This window comes from Mycobacterium sp. NGS26 (genome assembly GCF_059813025.1).
In genome coordinates, this window is record NZ_JCALDU010000003.1 from 336,528 (window position 1) to 356,017 (window position 19,490).

Annotated in this window: 6 protein-coding genes; all 6 read left to right on the forward strand. The window is 71.7% G+C overall.

The features are described from left to right. The first annotated feature begins 15 nt into the window (after window positions 1-15). From AC5Y6X_RS12535 to mbtG, 6 genes are read left to right on the forward strand one after another with little or no spacing between them, the layout of a single operon-like run. Window positions 16-4,275, forward strand: a complete 4,260-nt coding sequence (locus AC5Y6X_RS12535; RefSeq protein WP_499986750.1) for a non-ribosomal peptide synthetase — start codon at window positions 16-18, stop codon at window positions 4,273-4,275. After that, the gene (locus AC5Y6X_RS12540) at window positions 4,265-5,596 is read left to right on the forward strand and encodes a beta-ketoacyl [acyl carrier protein] synthase domain-containing protein (protein ID WP_499986751.1); all 1,332 of its coding nucleotides are present in this window, start codon (window positions 4,265-4,267) and stop codon (window positions 5,594-5,596) included. The genes AC5Y6X_RS12535 and AC5Y6X_RS12540 overlap by 11 nt, the downstream gene beginning before the upstream one ends. Further along, window positions 5,586-8,582, forward strand: coding sequence for a mycobactin polyketide synthase MbtD (mbtD, locus tag AC5Y6X_RS12545; protein ID WP_499986753.1), 2,997 nt, complete (start codon window positions 5,586-5,588; stop codon window positions 8,580-8,582). Before AC5Y6X_RS12540 ends, mbtD begins: the two co-directional genes overlap by 11 nt. Then, on the forward strand, window positions 8,575-13,767 hold the full coding sequence (locus AC5Y6X_RS12550) for an amino acid adenylation domain-containing protein (protein WP_499986754.1): 5,193 nt from the start codon (window positions 8,575-8,577) through the stop codon (window positions 13,765-13,767). Before mbtD ends, AC5Y6X_RS12550 begins: the two co-directional genes overlap by 8 nt. Beyond that, entirely contained in the window at window positions 13,764-18,107 is a 4,344-nt protein-coding gene (locus AC5Y6X_RS12555) for an amino acid adenylation domain-containing protein (RefSeq protein WP_499986755.1), read from the forward strand. Before AC5Y6X_RS12550 ends, AC5Y6X_RS12555 begins: the two co-directional genes overlap by 4 nt. Next, window positions 18,104-19,393 (forward strand): NADPH-dependent L-lysine N(6)-monooxygenase MbtG, encoded by a 1,290-nt coding sequence (gene mbtG, locus AC5Y6X_RS12560; RefSeq protein WP_499986756.1) that lies wholly within the window; start codon window positions 18,104-18,106, stop codon window positions 19,391-19,393. Before AC5Y6X_RS12555 ends, mbtG begins: the two co-directional genes overlap by 4 nt. The last annotated feature ends 97 nt before the right edge of the window (window positions 19,394-19,490 follow it).

The window sequence follows — 19,490 nt, forward strand, 5'->3', positions numbered from 1 at the left end:
TTCCAGGGAGGGTTCGTGGTGCGTGCCCCGGCGTGCTCGGAGGATATCCGCGCGGAGGTGGCCGAGCTGCTCGGCGTCCCCACCGACTCCGTTCACCCAGGTAGCAACCTCATCGGCCAGGGGCTCGACTCGATCCGGATGATGACGCTGGCCGGCCGCTGGCGCCGGCACGGCATCGGCATCGACTTCGCCACGCTGGCCGCGACCCCGACCATCGAGGCGTGGTCGGAACTAGTGACCGTCGGCTCGCCGGCCATCGCCGCCGACACGGCCGCCCCGGCCGCCCCGGCTGTCGATGGAGCCGGCGATGCGTCAGAGCCGTTTCCGCTGGCCCCGATGCAGCACGCGATGTGGGTCGGCCGCCAGGACAACCAGCGGTTCGGCGGGGTGGCCGGGCACCTCTACGTCGAGTTCGACGGCGGCGCCACCGACCCGGGCCGGCTGCGCGCCGCGGCCACCCGGCTGGCGCGCCGCCACCCGATGCTGCGCGTGCGGTTCGGCTCCGACGGCACGCAGCGCATCGCCCCGGCGAACGACAGTCCCGACTTCCCGGTCGCCGTCGAGGACCTGCGCGACCTCGACGGCGATCTCGTCGAGGCGCGGCTGGCCGCGATCCGCGAGGCGAAGTCGCACCAGCAGCTCGACGGCGCGGTCCTCGAACTCGCCCTGACGCTGCTGCCCGGCGGGCGCTCGCGCCTGCACGTCGACCTGGACATGCAGGCCGCCGACGCGATGAGCTACCGCACCCTGATGTCGGACCTGGCCGCCCTCTACCTCGGACGCGATCTGCCCGAATTGGCTTACACTTACCGGGAATACCGGCAGGCCGTCGCGCGGGAGGAGACGCAACCGGCCCACGACGCCGACCGCGACTGGTGGGCGCAGCGCGTCCCGCGGCTGCCGGACCCGCCGGCTCTGCCGACCATCGGCGGCCGCGCATCGCGCCGGAGCATCCGTCGCTGGCACTGGCTGGACCCGGCCACCCGCGACGCGCTGTTCGCCCGCGCCAGGGCGCGCGGCATCACCCCGGCGATGGCGCTGGCCGCGGCGTTCGCGAACGCCCTGGCGCGCTGGTCGGCCTCGTCGCGGTTCCTGCTGAACGTCCCGCTGTTCGGCCGTCAGGCCCTGCATCCCGACGTCGACCTGCTGGTCGGCGACTTCACCTCGTCGCTGCTGCTCGACGTCGACCTGACCGGCGCGGGCACCCCGGCGGCGCGCGCGCACGTCGTGCAGGACGCCATGCGGGCCGCGGCCGCCCACTCCGCGTACCCCGGGCTGTCGGTGCTGCGGGACCTGAGCCGGCATCGCGGCACGCAGGTGCTGGCGCCGGTTGTGTTCACCAGCGCGCTGGGGCTGGGCGAACTGTTCAGCGCCGACGTCACCGAGCAATTCGGCCGCCCCGGCTGGATCATTTCGCAGGGCCCGCAGGTGCTGCTCGACGCGCAGGTCACCGAGTTCGACGGCGGGGTGATGGTGAACTGGGACGTGCGCGACGGCGTCTTCGCGCCCGGCGTCATCGACGCGATGTTCGCCCACCACGTCGACGAGTTGCTCCGGCTGGCCGCGGCCGACGACCCCTGGGACGTGCGCGATCCGTCGCCGCTGCCGGCCGCGCAGCGCGCGGTGCGCGACGCGGTCAACGGCCGCACCGCCGAGCCCAGCGGCGAGACCCTGCACGACGGCTTCTTTCGCCGGGCCGCCCTCCAGCCCGATGCGCCGGCGGTGTTCGCCGGTTCCGGCGACCTCAGCTATGCGCGGCTGCGCGATCAGGCGCTGGCGGTGGCTGCGGCGTTGCGCGCCAACGGGATCGGCGCCGGCGACACGGTCGCGGTGATGGGGCCCAAGACCGCCGAGCAGGTGCCCGCGCTGCTCGGGATCGTGGCCGCCGGCGGCGTGTACCTGCCGATCGGTGTCGACCAGCCGCGCGATCGCGCGCTCCGCATCCTGGACACCGGCGGGGTGCGGCTGGCGCTGGTGTGCGGCGGGCAGCGGCTGTCGGTTCCGGTGCCGGTGCCGCAGTTGACGATTGCGGATGTGCTGCGCGATCCGCCCGCCGCGCCGGACGTCGCGCCCGCGAGCTGCGATCCCGCCGACGTCGCCTACGTGCTGTTCACCTCGGGCTCGACGGGGGAGCCCAAGGGCGTCGAGGTGACGCACGACGCCGCGATGAACACCGTGGAATTCATCAGCCGCCACTTCGATCTCGGCGCCGCCGATCGGTGCCTGGCCCTGTCGACGCTGGAATGCGACATGTCGGTGCTCGACGTCTTCGCGACCCTGCGCGCTGGCGGGGCGATCGTGGTGGTCGACGAGGCGCAGCGACGCGATCCCGATGCGTGGGCCCGGCTCATCGCCGCCCACGACGTCACCGTGCTGAACTTCCTGCCGGGCTGGCTGGAGATGCTGGTCGAGGTCGGCGAGGCCGCATTCCAGGGGCGCCTGTCGTCGCTGCGGGTGGTGCCCACCGGCGGCGACTGGGTGCGCCCCGGCCTGGCCCGCCGGTTGCGGGACCTGGCGCCCAACGTGCGCTTCGCCGGGCTGGGCGGTGCCACCGAAACCGCCGTCCACGCAACCATTTTCGAGGCGGACGACGACCTTCCGGCCGACTGGACCGCCGTGCCCTACGGCGTCCCGTTCCCGAATATCGCGTGCCGCGTCGTCGGCGACACCGGCGCGGACTGCCCCGACTGGGTGACGGGCGAGTTGTGGATATCCGGGCGCGGCATCGCGCGGGGCTACCGCGGCCGCGACGATTTGACCGCGGAACGCTTCGTCCGACACGACGGCCGGACCTGGTACCGCACCGGCGATTTGGCCCGCTACTGGCCGGACGGCACCCTCGAGTTCGTCGGCCGCGCCGATCACCGGATCAAGATAAGCGGCTATCGGGTGGAGCTCGGGGAGGTCGAGGCCGCGCTGCGCCGGGTGCCCGGCGTGCGCGCGGCGGTCGCCGCGGTGCTGCCCGGGGCCGGCGGCCCCGAGGTGCTGGCGGCGCAGGTCTGCGCCGACGCCGACCTGACCGCTGAAGCGATCTGCGAGGCCCTCGCCGATCTCGTTCCCGCGCACATGATTCCGCGGCACATATCGCTGGTGGATCGCATCCCCTTCACCGACGGCGGCAAGATCGACCGCAATGCCGTCGCCGGCCGGCTGGCCGCCGCGGTCGCCGAGCGTTCGCGCGACGCGGCGGCGACGCACGCGGCGCCGCGCACACAACTGGAACGGGCGCTGTGCCATATCGTTGCCGGCCTCCTCAACCGCGACACGGTGGGTGTGCACGACGACTTCTTCTCCCTGGGCGGCGATTCCGTGCTGGCGACGCAGGCCGTCGCGGCCATCCGGCAATGGCTGGATTCGCCGAGCCTCATGGTCGCCGATGTCTTCGCCGCGAGGACCACCGCCGCACTGGCGGAATTGCTCGTCGGCCGCGAAACCGACAAGAACCGGCTCGAGCTGGTCGCCGACGTGTACCTGGAGATCGCGGACATGTCCCGCGGCGACGTGTTGTCCGCGCTCGACAATTCGAAGGCCGAACCGGCGCCGCGGCCGTTCCAGCCCTGGGTGAAGCGGTTCACCAGTGACCGCGCGAGCGGGTCGGTCGTCGTCTTCCCCCACGCCGGCGGCGCCGCCGCCGCCTACCGGTCGCTGGCAAAAGCTTTGGCCGCCAACGATGTCAACGCGTACGTGGTGCAGTACCCGCAGCGGGCCGACCGGCGCGACCATCCCGGCGCGGGCAGCGTCGGCGCGCTGGCGCTCGACTTGTTCGAGGCGGGCGACTGGGCCGCGGCGGCCCCACTGAACCTGTTCGGCCATTGCATGGGCGCGGTCGTGGCCTTCGAGTTCGCCCGCATCGCCGAACACCACGGCGTGCCGGTGCGCGTGCTGTGGGCCTCGGCCGGGCAGGCGCCGTCGACGGTCACCGCCACGGGCCCGCTGCCGACCACCGAAGGCGGCGTGCTCGCGGACATGATCGACCTCGGCGGCACCGATCCCGTGCTGCTGGAGGACGAGGAATTCGTCGACCTCCTGGTAAGGGCGGTGCAGGCCGACTACACCGCCATGAACACCTATTCGTGCCGGCCGGACGTGCGGATCCGCGCCGACATCCACGCGGTCGGCGGCAACCGCGACCACCGGATCAGCCGGGACATGTTGGCCGCGTGGGAAACTCACACGTCCGGCCGATTCACGCTCTCGGACTTCGACGGCGGTCACTTCTACCTCAACGACCACCTCGACGCGGTGGCCCGGATGGTGAGCGCCGATGTCCGATAACGACCCGGTCGTCATCATCGGGTTGGCGCTGGAGGCCCCCGGCGGGGTCGAAACCGCCGACGATTTCTGGGCGCTGCTGTCCGAGCAGCGCGAAGGCCTCGGCCCGTTCCCCACCGATCGCGGCTGGGCGCTGGGCGAGCTGTTCGACGGCTCGCGCCGCGACGGCTTCAAGCCCATCCACGACCTTGGTGGCTTTCTGTCCAGCGCAACGACATTCGATCCGGAGTTCTTTCGCATCTCGCCGCGCGAGGCCACCGCCATGGACCCCCAGCAGCGAGTCGGGCTGCGACTGGCATGGCGCAGCCTGGAAAACAGCGGCATCAACCCCGATGACCTTGCCGGCCACGACGTCGGCTGCTACGTGGGCGCCTCCGCGCTCGAATACGGTCCCGGGCTGTCCGAATTCTCCCATCACAGTGGGCATCTGATCAGCGGGACGTCGCTGGGCGTCATCTCGGGACGCATTGCCTACACGCTCGATCTGGCCGGGCCCGCGCTGACGATCGACACGTCGTGCTCGTCGGGGCTGAGCGCGTTTCACACGGCGCTGCAGGCGATCCGGGCCGGCGACTGCGACATCGCGCTGACCGGCGGTGTGTGCGTGATGGGGACACCGGGCTACTTCGTCGAGTTCTCCAAACAGCACGCGCTGTCCGACGACGGCCACTGCCGTCCCTACAGCGCCCACGCCAGCGGAACCGTGTGGGCGGAGGGCGCGGCCATGTTCGTCCTGCAGCGCCGGTCCCGCGCCGCGGCCGACGGGCGCCGGATCCTCGCCGAGGTTCGGGCCAGCTGCCTGAATTCCGACGGTCGAAGCAACGGGCTGACGGCTCCGAGCCTCGATGCGCAGCTGCGGCTGTTCCGGCGCGCCATCGCGCAGGCGGGGGTCGAGCCCGTCGACGTCGGGATGATCGAGGGGCACGGAACCGGCACTCGGCTCGGCGACCGGACCGAACTGCGGTCGCTGGTGGCGAGCTACGGCTCGGCACCGGCCGGGCGCGGACCGCTGTTGGGATCGGTCAAGTCCAACATCGGGCACGCGCAGGCCGCGGCGGGCGCGCTGGGCCTGGCCAAGGTCATCGTGTCCGCCGAACACGCCGCGATACCCCCGACGCTGCACGTCGACGAGCCGAGCCGCGAAATAGACTGGGAGGGCGAAGGTTTGCGGTTGGCGGAGAAGCTGACGCCGTGGCACGCGGTCGACGGCCTGCGGACCGCGGCGGTATCCGCGTTCGGCATGAGCGGCACCAACGCCCATGTGATCGTCTCGATGCCGGACACCGCGAACGCGTCGTGTCACGAGGTCGCCGATGGCGGTTAGACGACTCCCCGATGGGCGGATTCCGGTCCTGCTGAGCGCGCACGCCGGCGAACTCGTCTCCGTCGATGCGCGGGCGATTGCCGACTATCTCGGGCGCTTTCCGGAAACGACGGTGGACCAGGTGGCCCGGCAGCTGCGCACGACCCGGCGCGTCCGCAGGCACCGGGCGGTGCTGCGCGCCGCGGATCGGCTGGAGCTCGTCGACGGGTTGCGGGCGCTCGCCGACGGGCGGGAGCATCCGCTGGTCGCCCGGTCGGAGCTGGGTTCGGCGCCCCGGCAGGCGTTCGTGCTTCCCGGTCAGGGCGTTCATTGGCCCGGCATGGGCGCCGTCGCCTACCTGGCGCTCCCGGCCTATCGAGCCGTGGCCGATGGCTGCAGCGCGGCGTTCGAAAGCGCCGGCATCGTGTCGCCGCTGGCCTACCTGACGGCCGCCGACGATTCGCGGGCGTTTACCGAAATCGAAGTCCAGGGCGCACAATTCGTGCACGCCGTTGCGCTGGCGGAGGTGTGGCGCTCGTGCGGCGTTGTCCCCGACCTCACCATCGGCCAGAGCCTCGGCGAGGTCGCCGCGGCACTCATCGCCGGGAGCATCACCCTGCCGGATGCGGTCGCGGTGGTCGCCGCCCGCGCCGGCGTGGTGAACCGCCTTCCCGGCTGCTACGCGATGGCCACGCTGGGCGTCGGCGCCGAGGCGGCCCGGGCGCTGATCGGGGCCGCCGACGGCTGGGTGGAACTGTCCGTGGTCTTCTCCACCTCGACCGTGGCGATATCGGGCGATCGGGATGCGGTGTTGGCCATCGTCGACAAGGTTCGCGCCGACGGCCGGTTCGCCCGCGAGATCACCGCGGGTTTCCCGGGGCACACCAGCCTGCTCGAGCCGCTCCGCGACGAATTCCTCGCGCTGCTGCCGTCGTCCGAGTTTGCCGAGGCCCCAGTGCAATTCATCGGTGGCGCCACCGGGGAGGTGGTGGCGCCGGACACGCCCTTCGGCGAGTACTGGTATGCGAACCTGCGCAACACGGTGCGATTGGACCGCGCGTTCGAGTCGGCGATCCGCTGTGGCGCACGGTCGTTCATCGAGTTGTCGGCGCATCCCGCGCTGTTGTTGTCCATCGGCCAGGTCTTCGAGGCGAACCTGCCCGAAGACGCTGCGGTATTGGTCGGCTCGGGCCGCAGGGACGAGCCGCTTGTCGACGCGCTGTCGGCGAACATCGTCACCGCGGCGGTGGCCGACCCGGGCTACCCGTGGGGCGATTTCGACGGCGGCGCGGCCGACGTCGGTTTGCGCGGATTCCCCAACGCGCCGATGCGCGCGATCCCGTTGTGGGCCCACCCGGAGCCGCTGCCGCCGATGCCGAACACCGGATTGACCATCGCGGTGGAGCGCTGGGAGCAGCGGGAGCCGGAGCGGCCGGTCGCAACGGCGCCCCGGCGGGTGGCCGTGCTCGACCTCGGCACCGACGGCGCGCTCGCCCAACCCCTGTGCGCGGCGATCGACGAACACCCGGCGACCGAGCGGAGCGCACCGCGAGACGCGGAGCTGCTCCTGGTGACGGCACCCCCGCTCGAGCACGCCGCCGCGGACCGGGCCGCCGGTGCGCTTGCCGAGATGGTCGGGGACGGTCTGCTCGACTATCCCGCCGACGTCGGTCCGCAATGCCAAACGGTGTGCCTCGTCACCGTCGGCGCCGAACAGGTGGGCCCGGGGGATCCGGTGCCGTCCCCCGGCCAGGCGGCGCTGGCGGCGATGCACCGCAGCATCGGAACCGAGTATCCCGATTTGGTTTTCAGCCACCTCGACCTGCCGTCGTGGGACGTGACCGCGGGCGTCGTCGACGCGCTGCTGGCGTGCTCGGGCGAGACCGCACTGCGCCGCGCCGGAAGCGGATACGCGCGATTCGAGCGCACCCTCGGCGACGCGCCGGCCGCGCCGGAATGGCCCCTGGACTCCGGGCTGCTGGACGAGGTGGTCATCACCGGCGGCGCCGGCGCCATCGGTCTGAACTACGCCCGGCATCTCGCCGAGCGCGGCGCGCGGCGCATCGTGCTGCTGAGCCGCCACCCCGCGGACCCGGCGAGGCTGGCGGCGCTGGCGCAGCGGTGCGGCATCGCGGTCGTGTCACCGCCGTGCGACATCACCGACGCCGCCCAACTGTCGGCGACCGCAGCCGAATTCGCTGGTTCCGGCGCCTCGCTGATCATCCACGCGGCGGGCCGGGCGGTCTCCGGCACCTCCGCAGGGCTGACGGCGGCGGCCGCCGCCGAAAACTTCGTGGCCAAGGTCGCGGGCCTGGCCCGGATGATCGAGCTGTGGCCGGTGCGCCCGGACGCGCGAATGTTGTTGTGCTCCTCGGTGATGGGGGTGTGGGGCGGACACGGGGTCGTCGCATATTCGGCGGCGAACCGCCTGCTCGACGTGATGGCCGCCCAGTTGCGTGCCGCGGGCAGGCACTGCACCGCCGTGAGATGGGGGCTGTGGCAGCCCCCCGATGACGGCGAACCGGTTCGCGGCATCGCGGACACGGCAGAGATCGCCCACATCGAGCGTTCCGGACTGCGCCAGATGACGCCCCGGCGGGCGATCGAGGCGAGCCTGCGCGAGCACTCCGCGGACCCACTGGTGTTCGCCGCCGACGCGGCCCTGTTGCGGGAATTGTTGGACGGCAGGCAATCCCGAACGCGTGACGCCCGAGTGGTTACCCCCGCCGACAACGCGACGGTTGCCGACACGGTGCGCACCCAGCTCGCGGCGGTGCTCGGAGTCCGGCGGACCGGCGAGCTGAACCTGGAGGAATCGCTGTTCGACCTGGGCATCGACTCGATGCTGGCGGTGGATCTGCGTAACCGGCTCAAACGCATGACCGGCCGGACCGTGTCCCTGGCCACGCTGATGGGCGAAATCACCGGCGCCGAACTCGTCGAGAAACTCGGGGGCGCCCACGAGCGCACCGACACCGCACGGAAAGTGGAAGTTTCGCGTGACTGATATCGCCGACACCGGCCCGCGGCTCGACGAGGCCCGATTGGAGCTGCTTCGCCGCAGGCTCGCCGATCGCGGTCTTTCGTCGGAAGCCGAGGCACCCAGAGCGCCCGCGGCCGACCAACTCTCCGACGGTCAGGCGCGAATGTGGTTCGTGCAGATGGCCGACCCCGGTAGCGCATTGCTCAACGTCTGCGTGTCGTACCGCATCACCGGCGCGATCGACCCGGGACGGCTGCATGATGCCGTCGACGCGGTCGCGCGCCGCCACCGCATCCTGCGCACCACCTACCGCGTAGGCGAGGACGGCGACCCGCGGCCGACCGTGCATCCCGACCTGTGGCCGCGGTGGGCGCAACACGACTTGATCGACATGCCGGAGCGCGCCCGGCGGCTGCGACTCGAGGTGCTGGCCCAGCGCGAATTCGCCGCTCCCTTCGACCTTTCCACCGACGCGCCGCTGCGAATCACCGTGATCCGCACCGGGGTCGACGAACACGTGCTGTTGCTGGTGGCCCACCACATCGCCTGGGACGACGGCTCCTGGCGGGTGTTCTTCGACGACCTCACCAGGGCCTACGCGGGCGAGGACCTGGGACCGGAACGCCACCCGCCGGCCCCGTCCGGGCCGGACACCACCGACGCCGACCTCGACTACTGGCGCGCCGTCATGACCGACCCGCCCGAGCCGCTGGAGCTGCCCGGGCCGGCGGGCACGACCATGCCGACCAATTGGCGCGCCGCCCGCGCCACGCTGCGGCTGCCCGGCGACACCGCGCGGCGGGTGCAGGCGATGGCGCGCGAAACCGGTTGCACCCCTTACATGATGCTGCTGGCCGCGTTCGGCGCCCTGATGCATCGCTACACCCACAGCGACGACTTCCTGGTGGCCGCACCGGTGCTCAATCGCGGCGCCGGAACCGACGACGCCATCGGCTATTTCGGCAACACCGTGGTGATGCGGCTGCGGCCGCGGCCGACGATGACCTTCCGCGAATTGCTCGAATCGACGCGCGACGTCGCCACCGGGGCCTTCGCGCACCAGCGGGTCAGCCTCGACCGCGCGGTGCGCGAGCTGAACCCCGATCGCCGCCACGGCGCCGAACGCATGACCCGGGTCAGCTTCGGATTCCGCGAGCCCGACGGCGGCGGCTTCCGCCCGCCCGGCGTCGACTGCGAGCGCTACGACCTGCGCGCCAACCTCACCCAGCTGCCGCTGGGCTTCATGGTCGAATTCGACGGCGCCGGAGCCCTGGTCGAGGCCGAACACCAACTGGAGATCCTCGAACCCGCCCTGGCGCGCCAGCTGCTGGATCACTTCGCGGTGCTGCTCGACGACGCCCTCGCCCGGCCGGACCAGCCGTTGGCCGCGCTGACGCTGATGGACGGGGCCGGCGCCGGGTGGCTGCGCGCGGTGTCGAGCGGCGAGGCGTTCGATACCGACCCCAAGACCCTCGCCGAGCTGGTGTCCGGGCAGGCCGCGCGAACCCCGGACGCCGTCGCCGTCAGCTACGAGGGCCTCCGGTTCAGCTACCGCGATATCAACGAGGCCGCAAACCGGTTGGCGCACTGGCTGATCGAGCGGGGGATAGGCAGCGAGGACCGCGTCGCCGTGCTGCTCGACAAGTCACCCGATTTGGTCGTGACCGCGTTGGGAATCGCCAAGTCCGGCGCGGTGTATGTGCCGGTGGATCCGAGCTACCCGCGCGACCGGCTGGACTTCATCCTGGGCGACTGCGACCCGGAGCTGGTGCTGCGCGAGCCGGTAACCGACCTGGCCGCCTACCGCGCCGACGACCCCACCGACGCCGACCGGGTCCGGCCGCTGGCCCCGGGCAACACCGCGTACCTGATCTACACCTCGGGGACCACCGGCCTGCCCAAGGGTGTCGCGGTGCCGCACCGCCCCGTCGCCGAGTACTTCGTCTGGTTCAAGGGCGAGTATGGGGTCGACCACACCGACCGGCTGCTGCAGGTCGCCTCGCCGAGCTTCGATGTCTCGATCGCCGAGATCTTCGGCACGCTGGCCTGCGGCGCCCGCATGGTGATCCCGCGTCCCGGCGGGCTCAACGACATCGGCTATCTCACCGCCCTGCTGCGCGACGAGGGAATCACGGCAATGCATTTCGTGCCCTCCCTGCTCGGCCTGTTCCTGTCGCTGCCCGGGGTCAACCAGTGGCGAACGCTGCAGCGGGTGCCGATCGGCGGCGAACCGCTCCCCGGCGAGGTCGCCGACAGGTTCCACGCCACGTTCGACGCGCTGCTGCACAACTTCTACGGCCCGACCGAAACCGTCATCAACGCCAGCCGGTACAAGGTGGAGGGCCCGCAGGGCACCCGCATCGTGCCCATCGGCCGGCCCAAGATCAACACCACGATGCACCTGCTCGACGATTCGCTGCGGCCCGTGCCGGTCGGTGTGATCGGCGAGATCTACCTCGGCGGAACGCATCTGGCGCACGGCTACCATCGGCGGGCGACGCTGACCGCCGAGCGGTTCGTCGCCGACCCGTTCAACCCTGGCGCCCGGATGTACCGATCCGGGGACCTCGCGCGCCGCAACGCCGATGGCGACGTCGAGTTCGTCGGCCGTGCCGATGAACAGGTCAAGATCCGCGGTTTCCGAATCGAACTGGGCGACGTCGCCGCGGCCATCTCGGTCGATCCCACGGTCGGGCAGGCCGTCGTGGTGGTCAGCGACCTGCCGCGGCTGGGCAGGAGCCTGGTCGGCTACGTGACACCCGCGGCGGGCGACGACGGACCCGCGGAGGTCGACCTCGACCGCATCCGGGCACGAGTCGCCGCGGCGCTGCCCGAGTACATGGTGCCGGCGGCCTACGTTGTGCTCGACCAGATTCCGATCACCGCGCACGGCAAGATCGACCGCGCGGCGCTGCCCGAGCCCGAGCTGAGCGCCGGCGTCGAGTTCCGCGAACCCGAGCCGGGGACCGAGCGCCGCGTCGCCGAGCTGTTCGCCGAGCTGCTCGGCCGCGACCGGGTCGGGGCCGACGACTCGTTCTTCGACCTCGGCGGCCACTCGCTGTTGGTGACGAAATTCGTTGCGGCAGTGCGTAAGGCGTTCGGCGTCGACATCGGCGTGCGGGACGTATTCGAGCTGGCGACGGTGGCGCGGATCGCCGCTCACATTGACGTCATCGGCACGCTGGATCGGGGGTCGGCGCGGCCGTGCCTGACCGCGGTGAGCCATGACGGGCCCGTGCGACTGTCCTCGTCGCAACTGCGTTCCTGGTTCACGTATCGCTTCGACGGACCCAGCGCCGTCAACAACATCCCGTTCACCGCGGCGCTGCGCGGCCCCTGCGACACCGACGCGCTGGCCGCGGCCATCACCGACGTCGTGGCGCGGCACGAGATCCTGCGCACCACCTACCGCGAGATCGACGGCGTGCCGCACCAGGTGATCCACCCGCCCGCCGAGGTGTTCGTGCGCCGCGCCGACGGGCCCGACGAGGACTGGCTGCAGGCCGAACTGGCCGACGAGCGACGTCACGTCTTCGACCTCGAGCACAACTGGCCGATGCGGGCGGCGGTGCTGAGCCTGCCGGACCGCAACGTGCTGTCGTTGATGCTGCACCACATCGCCGGTGACTACTGGTCCGCCGGGGTGCTGTTCACCGACGTGCTCACCGCGTACCGGGCCCGCAGCCGCGGGCAGCGGCCCTCGTGGGAGCCGCTGCCCGTGCAATACGCCGATTACAGCGTCTGGCAGGCGGCGCTGCTGGACGACGGCGCCGGGATCGCGGGCCCGCAACGTGACTACTGGGTACGGCATCTCGCGGGGCTGCCCACCGAAAATGGTGTGCGCCCGGACTTCCCGCGCCCGGCGGTGCTCAGCGGCGCCGGTGACGCCGTCGAACTGCGTATCGGAAGCCGGACCCGCGACACGCTGCTCACCCTCGCCCGCGACCTCGGCATCACCGAGTTCATGCTGTTGCAGGCCGCGGTCGCGGTGGTGCTGCACAAGGCGAGCGGCAACACGGACATCCCCATCGGCACTCCCACCGCCGGTCGCAGCGAGGCCGAGCTGGACCAGCTGATCGGCTTCTTCGCCAACATCCTGGTGCTGCGCAACGACCTGCACGGAAACCCGACGCTGCGCGAGATCCTGCAGCGAACCAGGGAGACAACGCTGGCCGCCTACGCGCATCAGGACCTGCCGTTCGAACAGGTCGTGGAGGCGGTGAGCCCGACGCGGTCGCTGTCCCGCAATCCGCTGTTCGACGTGGTGGTACACGTTCGCGAACTGTCGCAGCAAGATCGCGTCATCGACACCGGGCCCGACGGTGACACCACATTCAGCCCGCTGCAACCGACATTCGATGTCGCACAGGCCGATATGTCCGTCAATCTCTTCGCCGACGGCGACGGCTACCGGGGTTACGTCATCTACCGCACCGAGTTGTATCGGCGCGCCACCGCCGAGCGATTCGCCGGCTGGCTCGCCAACGTCGTCGAGGCGGTCGCCGACCGCCCCGAACAACCGCTGCACGAGGTCGAGATCGCCGGCCCGCAAGAGAGACGCCGCGTCCTGGACTTCGCGAACGCGGGCGCCGGTGCGGCGCGGGTGTACCTGCTCGACGCGTCGCTGAACCCCGTTCCGGTCGGCGTGGCCGGCGACGTGTACTACGGCGGCGGTCCGGCCGTCATCGCCCGGCTGGCGCGGCCATCGCTCACCGCGACCCGGTTGGTCGCCGATCCCTTTGCCACCCAACCGGGTTCGCGGCTCTACCGCAACGGCGAGCGCGGCATGTGGACCGATGATGGCCAACTGGAGCTGTTCGGGGCCCCCGAACAGCCCGCGCCGGCTCGGGCCGCGTCGGTAGCCGGTGGCGCACGGCCGCCCGGCACCGCCACCGAGCGGGCTCTGGCGGCCATCCTCGCCGAGGTCCTGGAGGCGCAGGACGTCGGGCGCGACGCCGATTTCTTCGACCTCGGCGGCGACAGCATCCTGGCGGTGCGGGTCGCCGCACGGGCCCGGGACGACGGGATGCCGCTGACCCCGCGAATGCTCTTCGAGCACCCGGTTCTCAGCGAGGTTGCCGCCGCGCTCGATGCCAGGTTGCACGACGAAACCGAGTCGGGCGACACGCATCACGCCCCCATGAGCGCATCGGGGCTGCCCCCCGACGAACTGGCGGCCCTGACCGCGGCTTGGGGTGATCGGCCGTGACGCGAGCCGACGAGCGGCCCGCCCTCGAGGACGTGATGGCACTCAGCCCGCTGCAACAGGGGCTCTACTCGATGGCGGTGCTGACCGATGCCGAATCCGGCGAGGCCGACCCCTACGTCATCGCGATGGCCGCGGACGTGATCGGCACGATCGACGTTGCGCTGCTCCAGGACTGCGCCGCAACGATGTTGACGCGACACCCGAACCTGCGGGCAAGCTTCGTGCACGGCGACCTGAGTCGGCCCGTGCAGGTGATACCGACCCGCGTCGAGGTGCCCTGGCGGCGCGTGCGCGCCACCCCCGACGAGATCGAGACGCTGGAAACCGAAGAGCGCCGGCGCCCTTTCGATGTGGGTCGCGGGCCGCTGATCCGATTCCTGCTGATCGAGTTGCCGCACGAGCGATGGCGCCTGCTGATCGTCGCGCACCACATCGTCATCGACGGCTGGTCGTTGCCCCTCTTCGTCTCGGAGCTGCTCGCGCTGTATCGCGCCGGCGGCGACACCGCCGCGTTGCCCGCGCCGCCGCGGCCCTACCGCGACTACATCGGCTGGCTGGCCGGCCGGGACCAGGCCGCCAGCCGCGCATTGTGGGCCGAACACCTGAAAGGCCTTGACGCGCCGACCTTCCTGGTGCCGGCGCTGACCGCGACTCCACCGTCGGCGGGCATCCCGCGGTGCACCCCGCTACGTCTCGACCCGGATCGCACGACGGCCCTGGTCGATGCCGCGCGGGCGCGCGGGGTAACCCTCAACACGCTGTTCCAAATGGCCTGGGCCGCCATGCTTTCCGCGTTCACCGGGCGCGTCGATGTGGTGTTCGGCGTGACGGTGGCCGGCAGGCCGAGCGAACTGTCGGGCATCGACACCATGGTCGGCCTGTTCATCAACACCGTGCCGCTGCGGGTACGGTTGGACCCCCGCGAAACCGTCGCGGCGCAATGCGCCGCGCTGCAACGAGAATTCGCGGCGTTGCGCGAACACAGTTACCTGCCGCACGCCGAACTGCGCTCGCTGGCGGGCGTCGGCGAGATGTTCGACACGCTGCTGGTTTACGAGAACGCCCCGCCCCGGGAGGTGGTTGGGAATCTGGAGTTCGTTGCCAATGGGGCGACCATCCGGCCGGTGGCGCTGGAGAGCGTGTCCCACTTCCCGGTGACCATCGCCGCGCACCGAACGGCCGGCGAGCTCACGGTGTTGGTGGAAACACTCGACGGAGCGCTGGGCGCGATGGCGCCCGAGGTCCTGGGCCGGCGGCTGCTGGCGCTGGTGCAGCGCTTGGTCGAGCGGTGGGACCGGCCGCTGCGCGAGGTCGACATCCTGCTCGACGGCGAGCGGGATCCGCTGAACCCGCCGATTGCGAGTGCGCCGGGGCAGTCTGTGCACGCCCGGTTCTCCAAAATCGCGGTGGCGCAGCCGGATTCGCTCGCGCTCAGTTGGGCCGACGGTCGGCTGACCTACCGCGAGCTCGGCTCGCTCGCCGACCGGGTGGGCGCCGCCCTCGGCCGGGCCGGCGTCGGCGGCGAGACCCCCGTGGCGATCATGCTGCCGCGGGGCCCGAACTACGTGGCCGCGATGCTGGCGGTCCTCAAGGCCGGCGGCACGATCGTGCCGCTCGACCCGGCGATGCCGGACGAGCGGGTGGCCGAGATCCTCCGCCAGACGTCCGCCCCGGTCGTCCTCGACGACGAGTTGTTCACGGCTGCCATCGCCGGACCCGCCGACTGCCCGGCGGCCAACGTGCCACTCGACCATGCCGCCTACGCGGTCTTCACCTCGGGCACCACCGGCACGCCGAAGGGCGTCGTCGGCACCCACCGCGCGCTCTCGGCCTACGCCGACGACCACATCGAACGCGTGCTGCGGCCCGCGGCCGCCCGGCTGGGGCGGCCGCTGCGCGTCGCGCACGCGTGGTCGTTCACCTTCGACGCGGCCTGGCAGCCGCTGGCGGCGCTGCTCGACGGCCACTGTGTGCACGTCGTCGACGAGGACCAGCGCCGTGACGCCGAGGCGCTTGTCGAGACGATCGACCGGCTCGGGTTGGACATGATCGACACCAGCCCGTCGATGTTCGCCCAGCTGTACGACGCGGGCCTGCTGCGCCGGGTGCCGCTGGCGGTCCTCGCGCTCGGCGGCGAGGCCCTGGGCCGCACCGCATGGCAAGCGATCCAAACCGAGTGCGCCCGAGCGGGAATGACCGCCTTCAACTGCTACGGGCCGACCGAAACGACGGTCGAGGCCGTCGTCGCCGCCGTCGACGAGCACGCGCGCCCGGCCATCGGGCGCCCGACCCGGAGCACCCGCGCCTACGTCATGGATCCCTGGCTGCGGCCGCTGCCCGACGGCGTCGCCGGCGAGCTGTACCTGGCGGGCGACCAGCTTGCCCGCGGTTACCTCGGACGCGCGGCCGAGACCGCCGCGCGGTTCGTCGCCGACCCCAACGGCCGCGGCGGCCGGATGTACCGCACCGGAGATGTGGTCCGCCGCATGCCCGATGGCGGTCTGGAGTTCCTCGGCCGCGGCGACGACCAGCTGAAGATCCGCGGTTACCGCGTCGAGCCGGGCGAGATCGCCGCGGCGCTCAACAGTCACGACGGGGTGCGCGGCGCGCACGTGATGGCCCACGGCCACGCGGGCGGGCCGCGGCTCACCGCGTACGTGGCGGGCGGACCCAATCCGCCGGCGGTGGCCGAGCTGCGTTCCACGCTGCTCGATCGGCTGCCCCGCTACCTGATGCCCCACCACATCGTCGTCCTCGACGAGTTGCCGCTGACGCCGCACGGCAAGATCGACGAAAACGCCTTGGCGGCATACGATGTCGTGCAGGGGCCGGGCGCCCCGCCGGAGACCCCGACCGAGATGGCGCTGGCCGAGGCGTTCACCGACGTGATGGGAACCGCGGACGTCGACGTCACGGCCGACTTCCTGCACGTGGGGCTGGACAGCATCGCGGCCCTGTCGGTCGTGCAGGCCGCCCGCCGCCGCGGCATCGCGCTGCGGGCGAGGTTGATGATGGAGTGCGACACCATCCGCGAGCTCGCCGCGGCGGTCGACTCCGACGCCGCCCGGCACGCGTCCGTCAACGGCGCGGTGGACGCCGGCGAACCAATCCCGTTGTTACCCAACGCCCATTGGCTCTACGAATACGGCGAACCGCGGCGGCTCGCGCAGACCGAGGTCATCAGGCTGCCCGACACGATCACCCGCGAGGGCCTGGACGCGCTGCTGGGCGCGGTCATCGACGGCCACGAGGTGCTGCGCTGCCGTCTGGACCGCGACGCGATGACGCTTGTCGCGCAACCGAAACCGGACATCCTTAGCGAAGTCCGCGTCCACGGCGACCTGGTCGACGCCGTCGCGGATCGGGCCCGCGACGCGCTCGAGAGCCTCGACCCGCAGGCCGGCCGGCTGATGTCGGCGGTGTGGCTGCGCGAGCCCGACGGGCCCGGCGTGTTGGTGCTGACGGCCCACGTGCTGGCGATGGACCCGGCCTCGTGGCGCATCGTGCTCGGCGAGCTCGACGCCGGCCTGCACGCGCTGGCCGCCGGGCGCACGCCCGCCCCGGCGCGCGAGCACACCGGCTACCGACGGTGGTCGCGGCTGCTGGCCGAGCGGGCCGCGGCCCTGGACACCGAAGTCTTCTGGGCCGCCGAGCTCCAGGGCGCCGACCCGCCGCTGGGCGCCCGCAGGCTGCACCCACAAACCGACCGGGTCCGCGACGTGGCGATCAGCGTCTCGACCTGCGACGCCGACCTGACCGCCCGGCTGCTCGCGATGCCGCAGCCGATCCACCACACACTCGTCACCGCGACCGCGCGCACGGTCACCGCGTGGCGGCGGCGCCGCGGCCAGGACACCCCGGCGCCGCTGCTGGCGCTGGAGACGCACGGCCGCGCGGACTTCGACGAAACCGTCGACACCAGCGACACCGTCGGACTGCTCAGCGCGATCCACCCGTTGCGCATCCACCGCGACGGCCCCACCGACCTGGCCCGCATTCCCGGCAGCCCGGTCGACTACGGCCTGCTGCGGTATCTGCGGCCCGACACCCGGCTGCGCGAACACCCCGAACCCCAGCTGCTGCTGAACTACCTCGGCACCGTCCACGGCGGCGTGGCCGACCTGGAGCTCGACCGCGAACTGATGTCCGGGCTGGATCGGGCGCCGGAGCCCCAGCAGGCGGTGCGCCACGAACTGACCGTGGTGGCGGGAATCGTCGGAACGGGCGATGGCCGCGTCCTAATCACCCAGTGGCGCACGCTGCCCGACATCCTCGATGCCGCGAGTATCGCTGCGCTGCAAGAACTTTGGTCCGCCACGCTGCGGGAGATGGCGACATGAGCACGCTTGCGGTCCTTGGCGCCGGAGCCAAGGCGGTGGCGGTGGCCGCCAAGGCGTTCGTGCTGCGCGAAATGGGCGTCGAGGTTCCCGACGTGGTCGCGGTCGAACGCACCGGGGTCGGGGCCAATTGGCAGGCCAGCGGCGGCTGGACCGACGGCGCGCACCGGCTGGGCACCAGCCCGGAAAAGGACGTCGGGTTCCCGTACCGGTCGGCGCTGGTGCCGCGCCGCAACGCCGAACTCGACGAGCGGATGACGCGCTACAGCTGGCAGTCCTACCTGATCGCCACGGCGTCGTTCGCCGAATGGATCGACCGCGGCAGGCCGGCGCCAACCCATCGCCGGTGGAGCCAGTACCTCGGCTGGGTCGCCCAGCACGTGGGCCTGAACGTGGTGCACGGCGAGGTCGACGGGCTGGCCGTCGCCGGTGACCGCTGGGCGCTGCACACCCACGAGACCACGGTGCACGCCGACGCGCTGATGATCACCGGGCCCGGCCAGGCCGAAAAGTCGCTGCTGCCGGGCAATCCGCGAATGCTCTCGATCGCCCAGTTCTGGGATCGTGCCGCGGGCCACGACCGCATCAGCGCCGAGCGGGTGGCGGTGATCGGTGGCGGCGAGACGGCCGCGTCGATGCTCAACGAGCTGTTCCGGCACCGGGTTTCGACCATCACCGTCATCTCCCCGCAGGTGACGCTGTTCACCCGCGGCGAGGGCTTCTTCGAGAACTCGCTGTTCTCCGACCCCACCGACTGGACCGCCCTCACGCTCGACGAGCGCCGCGACGCGTTGGCCCGCACCGACCGCGGGGTGTTCTCGGCGAACGTGCAGGAGGCGCTGTTGGCCGACGACCGCATCCACCATCTGCGCGGCCGCGTCGCCCACGCGGTCGGTTGGGACGGCCAGATCCGGCTGACGCTGTCCACCAACCGGGGCGCCGAGAACCTGGAGACGGTCCACGGTTTCGATCTCGTCATCGACGGCTCCGGCGCCGACCCGCTGTGGTTCACCTCGCTGTTCGGCCAGGACGCGCTCGACCTGCTCGAGCTGGGCCTGGGCGGGCCGCTGACCGCCGACGCCCTGCAGGAGGCGATCGGCTACGACCTGTCCGTCACCGACGTCGCCCCGAAGCTGTTCCTGCCGAACCTGGCCGGGCTCACCCAGGGCCCCGGGTTTCCCAACCTGAGCTGCCTGGGACTGCTGTCCGACCGGGTGCTGGGATCCACCACGAATCCGTCCAATCCCCGAACGGACGCGAAGCTTGGTCGTAACGTGACCGGGCCGTGACACAAACACCGGTCGCAGCGGGCAGAATTACTGCACCTAACCGCATGGAGTCGGGCGGCACCGGACCGTCCGATACATTGCATGCGCATCGAAGGGG

What these genes read in the sequence shown, in the direction of transcription:
- AC5Y6X_RS12540 (WP_499986751.1), top strand. Translation starts at nt 4,265, where the DNA reads ATGTCCGATAACGACCCGGTCGTCATCATCGGGTTGGCGCTGGAGGCC.
- mbtD (WP_499986753.1), top strand. Translation starts at nt 5,586, where the DNA reads ATGGCGGTTAGACGACTCCCCGATGGGCGGATTCCGGTCCTGCTGAGC.
- mbtG (WP_499986756.1), top strand. Translation starts at nt 18,104, where the DNA reads ATGAGCACGCTTGCGGTCCTTGGCGCCGGAGCCAAGGCGGTGGCGGTG.